This is a genomic window from Hafnia sp. CBA7124 (assembly GCF_002355555.1).
GTDB classification, from domain to species: domain Bacteria; phylum Pseudomonadota; class Gammaproteobacteria; order Enterobacterales; family Enterobacteriaceae; genus Hafnia; species Hafnia alvei.
In genome coordinates, this window is record NZ_AP017469.1 from 3,942,452 (window position 1) to 3,960,436 (window position 17,985).

5 protein-coding genes are annotated in these 17,985 nt (G+C 50.7%); all 5 read right to left on the reverse strand.

The genetic code is table 11. The features are described from left to right. The 5 genes from CPY98_RS17975 to CPY98_RS17995 all read right to left on the reverse strand — a co-directional run bounded on the left by CPY98_RS17975 (position 1) and on the right by CPY98_RS17995 (position 17,841). Positions 1-1,184, reverse strand: a protein-coding gene (locus CPY98_RS17975) for an IS3 family transposase (protein ID WP_096388549.1) whose coding sequence is annotated in 2 segments (ribosomal slippage) — positions 1-899 and positions 899-1,184 — 1,185 coding nt in all. Because the reading frame shifts where the segments join, the coding sequence is not laid out codon by codon here. A 418-nt stretch (positions 1,185-1,602) separates the two neighbouring features. Further along, complete coding sequence (locus tag CPY98_RS17980; protein WP_096388550.1) at positions 1,603-3,720, reverse strand: ATP-dependent helicase; 2,118 nt, start codon at positions 3,718-3,720, stop codon at positions 1,603-1,605. Continuing rightward, positions 3,717-10,058, reverse strand: a complete 6,342-nt coding sequence (locus tag CPY98_RS17985) for a DEAD/DEAH box helicase (RefSeq protein ID WP_096388551.1) — start codon at positions 10,056-10,058, stop codon at positions 3,717-3,719. The genes CPY98_RS17980 and CPY98_RS17985 overlap by 4 nt, the downstream gene beginning before the upstream one ends. Then, a complete protein-coding gene (locus tag CPY98_RS17990; RefSeq protein ID WP_096388552.1) occupies positions 10,058-14,980 on the reverse strand; it encodes a class I SAM-dependent DNA methyltransferase in 4,923 nt (1,640 codons plus the stop codon). The genes CPY98_RS17985 and CPY98_RS17990 overlap by 1 nt, the downstream gene beginning before the upstream one ends. A gap of 2 nt (positions 14,981-14,982) precedes the next feature. Further along, on the reverse strand, positions 14,983-17,841 hold the full coding sequence (locus tag CPY98_RS17995; RefSeq protein WP_157743853.1) for a DEAD/DEAH box helicase: 2,859 nt from the start codon (positions 17,839-17,841) through the stop codon (positions 14,983-14,985). Positions 17,842-17,985: the final 144 nt, after the last annotated feature.

Here is a 17,985-nt window from a genome sequence, read left to right on the forward strand (position 1 = left end):
TCAGGACACTTTGTTAGCCCTTTTCCGTTGGTGTTCATATTCGCAGGGTGATAAGCCTCCGTTATGAGTGTGGGGCCGGCGAGTGTTGTAATAACTCACCCATCTGCTTAAATCTATTATCGCCTCATTTATATCCCTGTAGCCCCTGCAAGGTACCCATTCGCTCTTCAGACTTCTAAAGAACCGCTCCATCGGTGCATTATCCCAGCAGTTTCCCCGACGACTCATGCTCTGTATGACGCCATCTCTCCACACTAACTGCCTGAACATCTTACTGCTGTACTGACTTCCCTGATCGCTATGGAACAGTAATCGCCCCTTGGGCTGCCGACTTTCCAGCGCATTTCTCATTACCCTGCACACCAGCCCTGCATCCGGGGAGCCTGAGATGGCCGACCCCACTACCCGCCGTGAATTCAGCTCCATCACCACCGCCAGATAACACCACCCGCCATTTATGCGCAGGTAACTGATGTCACCACACCACGCTTGATTGGGCATCTCCGGGCTGAAGGCTCGTTTCAGCAGGTTCGATGAAGCGGCACTTTCTTCTTTACACACCCGGTAGCGGTGCTCACCTGGCTGACAACTGACCAGACCACATTCTTTCATCAATCGCCGCGCCAGCCACCGCCCCACATTCATTTTTTCCTGACGTAACAGCGTGCTCAGCGTTCTGCTTCCCGCACTGCCACGACTTTCAGCATGCAGTTCGCGCACACGACTGCGAAGCTTCAGCCGTCTGACATCCACGGTTTTGTGAAGGCTGGCGTAGTAGCTACTGCGCGATATTTTTAGCAACCGACACAACTCTGCCACCGGCCACTTTTGGCTCAACCGTGTGATTAGTGCGCAGGTTTGAACGGGAACTCGCTTATCAGCACGGCCGCCTGCTTTAGTATTTCTTTTTCCATTTCCAACTGTTTTATCCGGGCCTTCAGTTGCTGGGTTTCACGCTGCTCAGGCGTCATAGCCACGGTACCCAGCAGAGTCACTCCTGCTATTTCAGCTTTATATTGTCTTATCCAACGGCGCAGTTGGCTGGGGTCAAGCTCCAGAGCACGGGCAATATCCACCACGCGCAGATGATGTTTCACGACCTGCTCAACGGCTTCCAGTTTGAATTCGGATGAAAATTGTCGATTGGTTTTTTTATCTGTGTCATTTGCTGCCTCATTGTTTATCGCTACTTTAGCGGACTCATGAGGTGTACGGGATTATTAAACCACTACACGTAATCAGTTACTTAGCCAAATCTGAGCAGAAGTCACGAGGGGTTATTGCAGGTATGAACGCTTTACCACCCCGCAGTCGCAGAGGCAGGCCCAGGAAGGAGTAGCGACAGGTAAACGTTGAGCCGAAGTTTTTTTACAACAGAAGCCATTGATGTGGAGGAGCTGACGGTAATGATTGGTTTACTAGCAGCTCCGGTTATTCATCCTTAACCGGAACTCCCGTTGTTTCTCATCCATTACTATTTATGAACTTATATCTGCAGGGTTTAATTAACTTAAACTAACGAATTCCCATTCAGGATGGCTGATAGCACCAGAATCGATATGCAGGCCAGGAAAATTTAACCTCCTGGCCATATAAAAAATACTACTGCGCAGTTAATAATATACTTGGTACACCGTATGAAGAAACAAACAGCCCTTTTACCGCACGGGTTGCTGCAACATGGAGTAGCGCACGTTCATTAAATAATGCATCACGTTGTTCAACAGGATCGTCAGAGGATATGGCTTTCACTTCCGGCACGACGCCATCGTTGATACCCGCAAGGAACACATACTGGAACTCTAGCCCTTTAATGCGGTGCATAGTTGCCATACGCACACCAGGGCGTTGATCACTATCACCACTATCCTGACCTAAATTATAGGTCTCGATTCCAGCATCATTCAGAGCAGAAGCATAACGTTCGTAAGCATGCTTCGTACGAGCGGTAATGCAGATATCCTGGGAACGAACATCATTGGCTAACAACGCCTGAATTTGCTTGATAATCGTCGCAGCCTCTTCTTTAAAATCTGAAGCATAAGTGATCATGGGTTTTTCACCATGAAGCAATGATAAATAATCGTTGCTGGCATCAGTTTCACCATCCAGGTTGTCAACCTTAACGCCGGTTAACAACCCGACAGCAAACTGTCGCGTCTCTTCTGTAGTCCGGTAGTTAATTTTAAGTTTTTTACTACGGCGCCCACGAACGTTAATCCCGCACTGACCCAGAACGACTTTATTGCGGTAAATACGCTGATGTCCATCACCCACGATAAAGAGATCGTTAGGAGACTCTGGAACCAGGCTACGAATAAGGGTAAAGGCCGGTGCGCCTATATCCTGAGCTTCATCGACTACGATACTGCTATAAGGCAATTGCACCTGCTTTTCTTTAAACAGAATGATAGCCTCATGCATGGCATCACCCATCTCTCGCAGTTTGGCTCGCGCCATTTGTGCCCGGAACTCTTCGAACACAGGCCAGATTTTCGCACGCTGAATACGGGATAATGCCGTGCCACGACCAATACGACTCACCTTCAGATATTCTTCACGGCTGTAAACCGCATTCGGCTGAACAACACGTTGCCACTCTTCAGAATAAAAGTTATCCGGTAATCCCAATTCAGCAGGGACTTGCTGCAAGGCATAGTTCCAGCATTTACGTCGCCCTTCATCGCTGTCATAGACCACGCGGAAATCATATCCATGGCGTTTAAGCTGCTCGCTCATCCAGGCATCAATGTTAACAACTTCAATACGCGCCATCTCCTCACGGCTACACAAACGCTGGAGGTTGGCGCGAATATCCGCCGCCAGGTTACGGGTGAAGGTTGTGAACAGAACTTTTTTACCGGATTTATCAGCCAGGCGTTGGGATAACCAACGTGCACGATGCATCGCAACAACTGTTTTACCCGTACCTGCACCACCTAATACTCGCACCGGACCATTTGCCGGAGACTCCACCAGTTTTCGCTGGCTCGGGTGCAGGAATACACGCCATTTTTCCAGTGGCGCATTGAGCATTTGCAGTAGCTCCTGTTCATTTTCAACGACATGGAAACGACGTTTACTTCTCTCAATTGCCTCAATAAAGTCGTTGGTATCAACAGGCTCATCACGGTTATCGTTAAACTCCTCCAGCACTTCCTGGTAATCCAGACCTTCTGCCAGCCAGTGTAGGGGTTCCCAGGCTTCCGCAGGCATCACGCTTTCCAGCTGATTCAGCCCTGTGGTATCCACAAGAGCCATCACCTGCTCAATAAACACAGGAGGAACACCCAGCGCGAGGATCTGCTCTGCCGTATAAGCAGCAAAGAGTTTGGGTTTATCAACAACAGTCGGCTCGGGGGTAGGTTTGATATAGCTGGTATCAATCACCTGAATCGCACCGGTTACCGGGTGAATCGCACATTCGTGTCGCCGCGCCCAGTCGTAGGCTTCGTCGTGCTTATCCACCCACATCAGCATATACAGAGCACCCTGCTCAGGTTTCAGGACGATCCCCCGGTAGGTTTGGTCAATACGCACAGAATGCACATTATTGCTGCGTGCATCGTGGATCTTTTCGTAGTTCAGCCCATTACTCGTCGGATCCTGGCGGAACTTAGAGATGAATTCCTGGACCTTTTTTTGCTGCGCTTTAGGAATCCGCGCAAAAGCCCCCAGAAAACCATCAGAAAGTGCCACCTTTGGCGTTGGAATCGTCATTTGTCACCTCCGGACAGATGCTGCAATGTATTTTCGTCAATTGGCCCGAAAACAACGTGCCAACCCTTACTTTCGAATAAAGCAGTAAAGCTCTGATTATCGATAATCAGGGCTTGCTTTTGTAATGGCCAGGCGAGATCGGCTTCCGCAATAATTTCGCCATCGTCATCCTGTAATTCATATCCGACTGTCGGTGCCGGAAGCGATAACGACTGAAGCAAAGCGATTTCTTCTGCGCTCAATAAACCAAACTCAAGTATATCCGCCCAGCTCTCGTCAGGCTGAATATCCACTACCACCGAAGTCTGCATTTTTACCGCTTCAGGCTTCTGCGGTAAATGGACCGCTTTACGGCTGGTGAATGTCATATCTGGCAGGAACTGCAGTAAATTCACCATCCACCAGAAACCGTTAAATCCGGCTTCATAGCCATTATCCTGGGAATAACGATCGTCAAAGCAAATATGCAGCCTCAACCAATTTCGCATTTGTTCAATGCTTGTCGTTGATTTAATGGCTTGTTGCGGTACAACAACTGCCAGCTCAATGAACTGTTGTGATGAACTACAGCTATCCAGTAAACCTCCAAATACAAAAGGTTCATCAGGCAAAAGTGCATTCAACCGATAAGCGGGAGCGTTCTCCTGCATTTCATAGGCATACTTTTGTTTGGCTCCGGTATCCTGCGACTTTTTAGGATCCAGCCACACCCAAGCAAAGGCAGCGGCCATTTTCTGCCATAGCAGAGTTTTATTACCGGGATCAGAGAGATAATCGAGTAGCAGTGCAAAACTGTTTCTCTCCCTGAATGTACCTTCAAGCGTAGCAAAGTTTGTATCATGGAACGGGTTATAAAACTTAGGCTGTTTCATATCCGGGTTATGACCAAGCCCCATAACATTCTGTACATGTTTAATACCTTGTTCTTGAAGGTCTGCCCAGGTCACTGTCCATATCCAAAAATTACCGCTGTCTTTAATCGCCTGCCGTTTTTGGACATCATCCGACACGCTATCTTTATGAAAAGCAAAACCATCCAGGAAAATTGCTACCGGTTTTATCTTTTCTGACTGCATCAGAGGATAGAGCACATAATCTGGTCGGCTAAGGATGCCAACTCCTTCTTTAACTCCTAAATCAACCTGTGCTTTGAGATGCCAGCTCATCGCCGGTTCTGTACGGGTATTAATAATCCAGCCTGCGTTCTGATGGGCATAACTCCGGCTCACGAGGAGATTTTTATTATCCTGCAGGCAGTGAATGAACCGTTTTTCCAGTTCACTCCCCATCATGGCATCAAGCGAAATGTTTTTGATGGAATCAATAACGCGTATAGAAGCACTGGCCTTCAGGATTTTTGCCAGTAAGAGACGCGCCTGATCTCTTGATACATACTTCATACGCCCACGGTCACGGTAAGCGTAAACACAGCGATAGCAGCCGTCTTTATGCGTATCATGGTTGCAGCTGCATTCCACTAGCGCCTTGTAGGCCAGCTCAAGTAATTTCAGCAGGTTGTCAGGTGTACGCATCAATTCTTTGAGTGAGCCGGTCCCCCCTGGTACGGTGTCGTAAATCACCAGATACTGACGCCAGGATTCGCCCTCATTTTCCGGCTCGCGATACACCACGCCTTTCAGGTGATCCACGTTACCTTTGAAGTAATGTTTAAGCCCAAGCTGAATGGCTGCCCCCAGGGAGGCTTCCACCACGCGATCGTTACTGTAGCTGGTTACCGGCAGCAGGATACGCAATGCCTCAGATTCCAGTTGGCGATAAAGGTAGAGATAATCTTCAAACTTCGCTTTTTCGGGTTCAGCGCGATATTTACAGCTCAGGTCATGACGTGGTTCATGATCGCGAGGGCGCTGCACCATGCCGCAGCCGAGGCAAACTTTAAACCCGGTGCGTTTCTTTGCCTCTCCTGCGATCATCAGTTCATTGGCGTCATCCACCATTTTGCCAAAGTTGATATCTCGCAGAGTCACTTTGCTCAAAAACTCAAAGCCAAACGGGATTTCTCCTTCATCAATGGCATAAGCGGCCGATACATCCTCTTTTTCGAAGCTGACCAGCAGCTGTCGCTGGAAGAATGCCGGTTCTCGGCTATCGCTCTCATCACTGATCTGGCTGTCCCGGGCGCTTGAGCGGGCATAAACCTGGCGAAGCTTCAGTAACGTCGTTTTTTGTCCGGCATCAGCCCAACCTGGTGTGCCGCATTTAGGGCAGTATTTATGCTGATCGCCGGTCTGATCGATATTCTCGCTGTAGTTACAGTGGCTGCAAATACGCCAGTTTTCAGGCTCAGACAATTTAAGATCAATCTGTTCGATTTCAACTTTATGCCCGCCCGCATAGAAGTTATTCAACGGGGCCAGTTCAGCCAGCGCCGTTGATGCCGGACGTTCGTATTCGTAGGTCGTGTTCTGATACTCACGCGTCTCCCCACCGTCTTTACGCCGCCACAGCACAGAACGCAGCGTAATACCGGCCTCCGGGAAGGCATAGTTGGGAAGTAATCCTTCATCGGTGAGGAAATTAAGCGTTTGCTTGTTATTGATCTGGTTCACCAGGGCCATCAGCGCCTGACGTTCCGAAGTCAACTCGCGCATATCGCTATCAAAGTTTTGATCGTGCGGATCGCTCTCCAGCTTGTCGATACTGCGCTTGAGCTTATCAATTCGGGAACGCAACGATTTGCGATCCTCCACCAGCAGTTTTAATGCTTCTTCAATACGTTGCACCAGAGAACGTTGCCCTGGTGCCCCTTGCAAATATGACAGGAGCTGTAGACGAGTGTCCTCCGTAAGATCAGGGAAGATGGACGAGAACTGTTGAGCGATATCAACATGATGTTGTTCGACGTAACTCAGGAAGTTATAAGGGAACCCAGATTTGTGTCCAAACTCCAGCTCGTCCAGCATCTGTTTCACGTTTTTGCTGATAGCAGATACCGGAACACCTGTTTTCACCCAGTTGTCCATGCAGAATGCGGCCAACTGACGCTCCAAAATAGCCGTTGCGTTCAGGAACACACCAGGGGCCTGTACCTGTCCTTGCATCATCTCCAGAGGCTCTTCAAAGAAGAACTGATCGTGCGGGTTCCCCTCAGCCACCGTGATGTTAAGTGCATTGCCGTCTTTACGTCCGGCACGACCAATACGCTGTAAGTAATTAGCCTGCGCGGGTGGAACAGAACAGAGTAATACTGTAGAAAGGTCACCAACATCGATCCCCATCTCCAGCGTCGGTGTTGCCGAAAGCAGGTTGATATTCCATGGCTGACTACCACGATAGAACGATTGTTCCGTAGCCTCACGATCTTCACGGCTCAGTAATCCGGTATGTTCTGCTCCCTGAACACGAGCAATGTCCATATTATCCCAATGCCAGGTCACTGTATTTTCAGCTTCCTGATAGCGGCCTTCACAGCGCAGAGAAAGGCATGGCGCGTTTCGCCAGTGCCAGCCCTGATCGGCCGGAGCCCGAACAACCTCACGACAGCAAGTGCAGTTTAGCTGAACAACATCACGACTCACCACCAGCGCCGAAGGTACTAGCCCCCAAGCTTCTTTGCCTTTTGTGTCAAAGTCTTTTACCAACCCGGTCATTTTCAGTGTCGCAAACAGACGTCGTAAAACCGTCTCGGCCAGGCTGCTGATAAACAGATTATTGCCGTTGCTGAGCGTGCGGTTGATCCAATGCTGATACCAGCTGGGGTTGGATTTCGCGCCAATCAGGCGATGGAAGCCATTTATTTTTTCAAATGATGCATAGGCAGGTTTACGCGTTTTCGGGCCAATAGACGGCATATAGCGTGAAGTTCGCTCCTTCTGCGTCATCATAAAGGTCTTACCCTCACGCCGATAACTTTCGAACGCCGGATGCAAAACAGCTCCCGCCTGCCGCTGATGCCAAAGGACGCCAATTACCAGGTGTGCCACCTGCTCAACGCTGACTCCAACCATTTCATCACCCAGCTCCTCGACAAGCTGTTGATGAAGCGCCGTTATCGCTGAATTGAAACGTGCAATCTCAATTCCTGCAGCTGCGTAACCGGTGGCCTCCAGCGTACGTCCAATTCGTGCGCGTAGGGTAAATTCGCTGTATACCTCCCAGTCGAGACGAAGAGAAACCAGCTCCGGTAAATCGGAACTCTCTGCCAGCTGACCTTCGTTCTTCAGCGTCTGGTAATCGTTCATCCACTGCATGTTGGGCGCGATGAAGCTCGCGGCAAAATGAGCATCATCCGGTGAACGTTCACGCGTCTGCTGGCAGACGCGTGCCGCAAAGGCATCCAACGGTAACGTTTCTTTTTCACCCAACACGCTGGCGATTTGTCCGCGTACCATCAACGGCCAGGTTCGGGCGGTAAAGAAACTGGCGCGGTGTGCGGCATCCTGTACCGAGTCAGAAAACGTAATCAGCTTTTTATGTTCGTTGAACTGGCTGCCATAAAGCTGGTGGATCATCACCGCCGACAGGCTGGCTGCCTGTGACCCAAGAATCGAAATACCCTGTTTGCTGTTGCAGTACGGGCATTCGTTGGCAAATTCCAGCTCATCCTTACGCTCTCTGAGCATATCCGGGATGAGTACTTGTAGCAGATCAGTATGGCCACAATGCCCGCACTGTACGTTAGCCTGCTTGTTGAGCTTTAAACAGGAAGGGCACAGTTTCTGGTGAACACCGCTGACCGGTTTATCGTTGTTATCCGGGAAGGCAAGCACAATAGAACGGCCTTTTTCGAAGAACTGACGATAAATACCGTCCAGGTCGGTTTCGAGTTGAACACTCTGACCATGGCGCAGGCTCACCCACCCGGTAGCATGGCAGTCACGACAGTGAATAACGGGAAGATAATGTTCGCGATCTTCCACCGCGACATCATCAGCAAAAACAAGCTCAGGTGTTTTTGACACGCTGGCAACTAGGCGGCGCATCTCGCGCAACCACAGCTGAGAACGTAGTTGCACAAAAGGCAGAACGGGACGTGCTTTATTCGCCTGCAGGCGTTTTTCCCGATCTTCCTGTTTTTCTGGAACCTCCAGGCGTGCCTGGGCAATCAGTGCCAGAATGCTTTGCAGCACGCGGGTCGCATGCCCGGCACTTTCCGACAGCATCACCTGGAGATTTTCCAGGCACTGCTGTTCCGACAAGATACCGCCCTGCAAATCCTCAAGCAGTACATGCAGGATGCTGTGGCGACGTAACAGTGAGCCCAACTCAATACGCTTTTCACGTCCGCGATCGCTGTCCAGATCGGCAGGTAATTGCAGTGAACTATCCGGGAACCACAGCGGAATTTGTCCGTTCAGATAATCTACCGGGCTGGCGTACGTTTGCGGATCCAGCGCTGCGCTGACATCCTGTCCCGGATACTGACTGTACTCGATGGTATAACCTTGCAGATACTCTGCCGCCGTGTAGCGATCTTCGCGAATAACCGCGTCATCGCTAAACGGCTGATCAAAGATCGATTTCGCGTAATCGAGTAGTTGTCCCAGTTCGTCACCTACGGTAGCCGACGTCCCCACGCAGGCAAAACGCTTGTCATCGACACCAATATGATGCTTTAAGCGCCGCACCAGACAGGCCAGGTCCGACCCTTGCGCACCGTCAAACGTATGCAGTTCATCCACCACCAGATAACGCAGTGACCCTGGCTGGTTATAACGCCAGAGCTTCTGATCGCCGGGGCGCATCAGCAGGTAATCCAGCATTTTATAGTTGGTCAGCAGGATATCCGGCGGGTTCTCACGCAGGGTATGTTTGCAGGTGATAACTTTATCCGCAGACATCTTTTTGCTGGGTTCGATTTCACTGTCGCCGACAAACAGGCCGACGGTCACTTTGCCATGCAGCTGCGGATCGCTGGCGATGGTTTTGGCGAAACGGCTGGCCTGATCGGTTGCCAGAGCGTTCATTGGATAAATGATGATCGCTTTAACACCGGCCTCTGATACTCCAGCACAATGGTTAAGCAGCGGGAACATAAAACATTCCGTTTTACCGGAACCCGTCCCGGTCGCCACCAGCGTCGGCTCAGGCGTCTCGATACCCAGGCGTTGAAACGCCTGCGCCTGATGCGCGTGCGGCGGGAATGGCAGCGTCAGGTTGGGGAAGAAATCCAGCGGTAAATCACTTTTACGAAACGGCAGTTGAGCGGAAAGATACGGCCCTTTCAGCAGCGTTTCTGGCTGAGCCAGAAATTGCTCCAGCATCGAGACGTTATTGTTTTCTTCACCGTTAAACAGCGGGCTGTTAAGCGGAAAGGCTGCCCGTAAAAAGGAGGCAACGCTGTCGGCAACCTGCCGACTGACAACAGAAGGCAGCATCAGGCGCTCTCCTTATCTTGTGCAAAGAATGCCCAGGCCACTTTATAATCGTCTTCACGGTCAGGTTTGATAAAAGGTGCCTGCCAGACGACGGTTCGGCGCTCGCCTTCATCGCTGCGGGTATAATCATCAAAAGTGACGCTAACAGTGCCGGTTTGAAAATGCTTGACATCATCCCAGCCGATAGCTTGATCGGTACAGTCGCCACCAGTCCAGTCCGGGCTGTCAACGTTAAAGACAAAACCGTTTTTCAGGTCGACTTTACGCGCGGTACGCGGCAGGCCGACGCCCACCAGCCCTTTGCTTGGGGTAAAGATGATGCGGCCGTTTTGATCGTACCAGGTATCAGCTTCGTACTGGCGCATCACCGGGAACTGAACGCGGTAGATAGTAAGTAGTTCTTCGAGGGTTAACCCCAGCGCCTGTGCCACCAGTACGTCGATTTCCACCAACGCCTGGCGGCGGCTGTAGTCGGAGCGTAAAGCGCAGTTACGCTGCCACTCTGGGGTCAGGTTGGCGAAGAAATCTTGTGGAAGTTGCGGGAGATTGCGGCTCCAGTGCTGGGTGTTGAAATCTGGGGTATAGCAGGATTGCCAGAGCTCGGCGTATTCACTTGAAAGAGCATTTAATAATAAGGTCCTTAGTTTTACACCAAATATTTCTGTATAAACGAACCCACCGAGTTGCGCACCATACAGATCTGATTTTCCAGTTGATTTCAAAATGAAATCATAAACAATTGAATGTGAAAGGCCGGTGAAATTAACCAGCATATTAGTTGACTCAAACGCTGTCGCGACACATGTGTTGATGTTTGCAAATCCCTTGGGAAGAATTGCAGAGATAAAAGATCTCTCAGAAGACCCACCAAACATTCTCCTGTTAACAAAACGATAATAATCTGTCACCCTTCTCGGTTCATCTTCACCCGGTTCAGTCCATGTAACGCGTGGAGTACGTTTGGTATACTCCTGCGCATCACATGCCGGAATATAGTTAGTGCGCGGCAGGTAATCGTCGGGCAATGTTAGCAGGTCCAGGCAGTCATAATCGCTGCTTAACGTACAATTTTCGCGTGGAGTCTTGTAGAACGGCGTCCCAACAAAGAAGTGCGGACCAGACAATACCCATTGTGATGCATCCTCAGGGAACTGCGTCTTACGTTCAATAGTGCCGTCTTTCTGCTGGTTTGTTTCATGCCACATTTCCAGGGATAAATATTGCCCCTGTAAATCACCCAATCTCTTCGGCTGATTTGCAAACTTCTCCAGTACTGCAACAAGTTGTCTAGCATGCAAGGCTGGCAAACGCGCTTGCCATGCAGGAGTTCCTTCACTGTCATACAGACGAGCAAATAATGAGAGCTCCTTTAGACCAATATGAATTAGTCTTGAACGGTGGCCCGACGTATTCCAGGAAACTTTGATTTTGCCTTCAATTTCCTGCTCATCTTTGATACCAGGAACAGGGCCTGCATTGTTGTGTTCAAAAGAGGCATCAATAGCGCTTACTGCGTAAACATTTGACATATTAATAAAGGACGGCGTTGTATTCTGCGGTCCATATACGTTAATGCTGAACATCGTTGCATGATGCACTTCAGCAAAAAGACTCAATTCGTTATGAAATTGAAAATGTGTCCTGAGCCTCGGATACACCGACGCACGCAGTTGCCCACCTTTCGGGTCATCATAAACCCCTTCCGGGTGCAGGAAACCTGCCACGCCTTTCTGCGCCCCTAAGCGCCATGCCTGCGGCAGGAAGCATTTATACAAATTAGTCTGCACGCCACGCAGCACCGGGTAGTTCTGCTGCGCATTCAGGAAGTTTTGCATCCCTTCGCAACCCTCATACTCGTTGCGCCAGGCATTTTCGAGCAGCGGAATTCGATTGAAGGTTTCATGGCGCAATGTCGCCAACTTCGAGGCACTTAATCGGCCTAGAACAAACTCCGGCTCGTAGTCGCCCAGCACGCCAGCTTCCTGCCATTCTACTTTCAACCACGGCGGGTTTCCGAGTATCAGGTCAAAACCACCGCGCTCGGCGAACAGATCGCAGAATTCCAGATCCCAATGAAAGAAACGGTGCTGCTTTTTCAGCGCATCGACAATCGCCAGACGAGGTAAATGGCGGAACAGCACATCGGTTTTCAGGCGACCTGCACCGGAAAACAGCGAAGACTCTTCACGCACCATGCCCTCGTCGGCAAACAGATCGCCGGTGGCCTGTTCTGTACTTTCTATCACTCTTTCCGTGACGACAATACCGTCGAGCAGAGTCTCCATCTCCATTAGCCACATACCGCGGTCCGGCAGTTCATTCGCTTTGTCGATTGGCCAGAACCATAGCGCACACCAGTAGTCCATCACCCAGCGCAGTTTCTGATAGGTACTGTTATCTTCGAGGCGGCCGCTGAAGGTTTCATCTTTACTGCTTAAAGAAGAGCGGGCTTGGGTCGTATTTTCCGCAGGCCAAACCGGATAATTGTCGGCGGTTTTCTGGCGCTCGGCTTTCAGCTGCTGACGGAATGTGTTCCAGAGCGCTTCCACTTTGCCGCTGATGCGCTGCACATCGACAATCTCATGCGGTGCAAAGCTTTTGGTAAACTCTTTGCGCCAGCTGTCCAACGCTTTGAAATCATCCGGATAGCGCTGCTTAACGGTTTTGTCGCTGTAGTTGGCCATGCCGCTGTCCGGGAGCAGGAAGTGGAAAATCTGCTTCTCTTCGCGTGGCGTATTCATCGCCAGCTCGACCGGCTCGCTGTTAAGCCAGCTCGGATCTTTCGCTTTTTTGTAGGTCAGCTCGCTCTTGTTGAACACCTGACGGCGTGCGCCCACCAGCGAGTTGCCACAGTGCAGCTGGTAGCCAAACCACGGTACAAATGCATCGCCGCTGATGGCGTTCAGCCACAGCGACACTTCCGCCAGCTCCACCGCCACCGGGTTTAAGTCCACGCCGAATACGTTGTTGTCGGCAATGTACATCTTCACCCGTTGCAGCTCCTGGGTGTAGCGATCCTGAGGAATGCGACGGCCTTCCGCCTGCTGTTTGTGGAACAGGTAAGCTTCCGCCAGCTGGTTGATGGCTTCGTTAAGGAACGCTGCGCTACCCATCGCCGGTTCGCACACGGTAAGGTTTAATATGGCGTCGGCTTTGGCGTGCGGATCGGTAATCGGATCAATTTGCTCTTTAAACAGCTCTTTCAGGGCATACTTGACTAACGATCGGGTCAGTACTTCCGGGGTGTAGTAAGAGGCGGATTTTTCGCGGTCTCGCCCGGCCATCCGATAGATAAAGCTGCCTTTACGGTGAATACGCAGGCTGCCGTCTTTTTCGTAGACCTTCTCATCGTCGTGGTATTTACCGATCTCGTCTTTGCTAACGAAATAGCCAGTCTCCAGCTCGTTAAACTCTTCTCCAGCTTTTTTCACCTCGTAGAGGTCATCACTGGCGAAGAATCCTCGGTAAGAGAGCAGCGCTTCATACACTGCACCTAACTGGTTGATACCCAGCTGTCGATAGGAGATACGCCCCCGTCGGTTAAAACGTCCTTTACCCGGACGGCTTAACGACATCGCCTGAATAATTTGTTGCAAGGTTTCGTTGCGGAACACCACGCGGTTAAGAATGCGGGTGTTATTCGCCTCAAACAGATGGCTTTCCAGACGCGGCACGCTGAACTGATGGCTGTGAATAGTGATCCGGTCGCCGCTCTCCAGGTCGCCCTGCATTTTCACGCCGCCGCTGTAGCCGTCACGTACCAGTTTGAACAGCATATTCAGGCTATCGTGAAAGTAGCGCCCGTTGCGATCTTCTTCGCTGGTCAGCGGGATCATCTCCAGATCGCGCAGCGTTTCCAGACTGTATCCTTGCAGATAGGTTTTGGCGGTCATCGGCGCATAGCCCAGTTCCGGGCGCGCTTCGATATAGAATAGGAATAACAGGCGATACATATACCGCAGGCATTCGCGGCTCAACTCATCCGGGTTAATAGCCCGTTTCCCGGTGTAATAAGCCAGCTCGTTGTTGATGAGATAACGCATCGCTTCATTGCCCAACAGCTCAATGCTCTCACGCAGGGCATATTTCAGATCTTCCGACACGCCAAACGCATGTTTGTGTGAATTGTCATCCAGCGAATCGAGGTACGGCGCACCGCTGCCTGGCAACAGCAAATCTTTGTGTAGCAACACCGACGTCGCTTTCAGGGTATCTATCTCGCGACGACTTAAAATTTCTTCAAAGTCAAAGCGCAGCAGACGGTTTTGCGCCCACTTAGTACGATCCAGCAATAACAGCTGGCGGTTACCGAGCAGCAGCACAAAACGCGGCGGTTCATTTTGTGTGAAGACAACCGTGGAGAGCAGATCCTGCCAGCTGCGGTATTCCCCGTTCGCTTTTTTACGCAGACTGTCGCGCTTATGTTTATCGGTATCTGCCGGGAACTGCGCGGTCAGTAACGACAGCGCCAGCGGATCCAGCGCTCCTTCTTCCTGATCATGCGCTTCAACAATCCACAGCCACGGACTGCCGTCGGTGCTGTTGTAACGAGCCAGTACCGGCAAAGGCGTATCGTCATCCAGCATCTGAATGTGCGGATTAAGTTCATAACCCAATGCCTTTAAAAGCGGCTGCCAGCGACTGCGCTGATCGGCAAGACGCTGCGTGATCTGGCGCTGTTTTTCATGTTCCGTGAGTTTACGAAAAAACTCAGTTGCCAGGCTGTTAAGCTGGTTCCACGGCGCGCGGTAGCCCGCCTCAACCTCTTTGCCCTGTTCACGGGCAGCGCGTTCAGCTTCACGAGCGGCATTTTCCTGCTCAATCCAGGATTCCAGGACATCGCGAATATCGCTGGTAAAGACTTCGCCCAAATAGTGGTTAGAGTAAAATTCGTTTTCGTTATTAATACCGACCAGCGCCATGATTAGCCCTCCGCTCCGGTGATTACAGCAATAACCTGAATGTAGGGCTCTTTTTCGGTGGTCATGGTGTCCTCAATCCATTGGATATAGCTGTCAAAATTGTGTTCGATTTCGCGCTGACGTTGTTCTTTGCGGTTCTGTTTCACTGAAAGCAGCTGTTTATTATCGGCAAAATCCAGCTCCAGTTGACTCAGCTGACGCCCACGCAGAACCTCCAGCTTTTGTAGATGTTCATTGAGCTGCTGATTGATATGCTCCTCAAAAGCATTTCGATCGTGAACAAACACATCCCGCGCATGGGAGATTGCCGCTTCCAGCAGATCCTGCTGGCGCTGGTGGTTACGATCTTTACCGCCACTGTTAGTCAGTTTGCTTCTCAGTTGCGGATGTCGTTTCAGGAACTCAGCAAAAGGCAAGCTACCGCTTAACGTTTCGCGGTTAAAGCTCACCACCAGCCATGGGTTCACCATCGGGTGCGACTTACGGTTCGGGAACAACCCGGAAAGGATGAAATGATCTTCATCAGGCTCAAACAGGTGTGGCAGGCGCATCACCGGAGCCTGGTGGCGACCAAAGGCGGACTGAATTTTGTCGTCTAACCACTGCACGACCGGGTTAATTTGCCAGAGATACTGCACATCGGGCCAGGCATGTTGCTCACCGCGCGCACGCGAAATGGCTTCCGTAATAACGGTTTTGTCCTGGCTTAGATAAAGCTGCCAGTTTTCCGGCGCAATTTCCGGCGGTAACTGGTTAAAGCGACGGCGCAAGTCCTCCGGTGCGACCAGCGATAAGGTGTTATCAGGCAAGGTATCGTATTGCACAGTCTGGCCGCTGGCCTTCAAATAGCCCAGCGCTTTTTCGCAGTATGTCTGCTCATTATCAAACAAACTAATGTCGCTTTCGGTCACGGTCGAAGCATCGCTGGACACTGCGCTGCAGATTTCGCCAAACAGGTCGTGTTCAGAATTTTCAGTGACATTGCTATTCAACAGATCATCGAACAGGCTGGCGCCATCGTCCTGCATCATGAATTCAGCAACCTGCTCTTCTTCCTCTTCCTGGGTAAATTTGCCGGTAAATTCGGAGCTGTCACCGATATTCTTCTGCGCCTGTTCGTCTTTATTGATCAGCACTTCCAGCACGCGCATATCACCGTTGATCTGCGGTTCGCCGGCTTCAGTCAGCAAGTAGCGGATCTGCGGCTGGTGTTTTTGCCCATAGCGGTCAATTCGTCCGTTACGCTGCTGGAATACCATCAGCGACCACGGAATATCGAAGTGAATCATTTTATGGCTGAGGTGGTGCAGGTTGATACCTTCAGACGCGACATCCGAGCAGATAAGCAGGCGAAGCGGAGACTGGGTTTTGCCAAACGCTTCGACGGTTTCCATCAGAACTGTATCGCCCTGATCGCCTCGCAACGTGGCAATTTGATCGTTTTTCAGCTTGAGATCGGAACGCAGTTGCTGCTCAAGGAACTCGAGCGTTTTGATACTCTCGGTAAAGATCACTAGACGATCTTCCGTGTTATTCGCTTTCCAGCGAAGATCGTTACGGATGGTCTCCAGCAACAACTGATACTTGCTGAACTGACTGGCATCAATATTATTAAGTGCCAGCAACAGTGACTCTAATTCGTTAATCTGGCTCTGGCTGTTTATTTCTCTGCGGTTCTCAAGCCGCTTCAGGCGGTTAGCCACCACGCTGGCACATGCCATTGGACTGGAGAACAACGCTTTTTCGAGCGTAATTTTGAACAGGCGGCCTTTATTTGACCGCGAGTCTTCATCATCATCGTCACGGAACTGACTCTCAACCAATCGGCGGTAGGCTTCTTCTTCAGCTCCGGTTGCCGGGCGCATCAATTTGACGATATTGCGCTCCGGAAACTCGCCAGCCATCTGATCTTTTACGTCTTTTTTAAAGCGACGCACAACCAGATTTTTATCGGCAAAATCGGCGTATTCATACTCTTTAGGATTGGCAATGGCCGTCGGGTCGAGCATGTTCATCAGGCTGGCAAAACTTTCAGCCTTACCGTCATGCGGCGTGGCCGAGAGCATAATCAGCGTATCGCTGCGCCCGGCGAGTAATTTTGCCAGTTTGCTGCGTAAGGAGCTGGTCCCACGTTCAGCGACATTATGCGCTTCATCGATAACAATAATATCCCACCAGGCGTTTTCCAGGTGATGGCGATATTCGATGTCCTGTTTCAGGGTATCGATGGAGATAATGGTCTTATCGAAATAATGGAACGGGTTGTGGTTGGTTGGGATGCGGTTACGCACCTTTTGTAAGCCAGCGGAGTCAAGCCGCGTCAACGGAATAGCAAAACGGCTCCAGAATTCTTTCTGGAATTGCGTAAGCATGGATTTAACCGCCAGCACCAGAATACGTTTGCCACGTCCACGGCGAATCAGCTCTGAAACCAGAATTCCAGCTTCCAGCGTTTTACCCAGCCCTACCGCATCAGCAATTAATATCCGCTGGCGCGGCTGCGCCAGTGCCATGCGCGTGGGATCGAGCTGAAAGGGCATGGAGTCCATCGCAGCCTGATGTCCGAAATGGACTTTGCTGTCAGTCGGGACGCGTTGGCGTAGCTGGCCCTCTATGTACAACTGAGCCGCCTGGTAATTGGCTGACTCATCTTCCACCAGATTTGTTTTTGCTGGATCGAGAATTTCGACTTTTTGTTCCAGCTTTGTCAGAAAAAGCCCTTCTTTACCGCGTACCAGCTCCGAAATTCCATCACAGGTCAGCAGGTGGCCACCATCTCCACTGTCATCCGCCCGGCGAATGCGCCATTCTGCATCACGAATAACCACCCGCATCCCAGGTGCATAATTTTGCTTATTCATCGGTTTTTCTGTCTGTATGAGGCAGTGGTGATAACACTATCCCGAGCGATATGTCGCTGCACACTGCTATAAAAAAGAGGGCTTTAAAGATAACATGAAGGGTGGCGTCAGGGGGGATAAAATGGAATGTAATACGCAGAAATA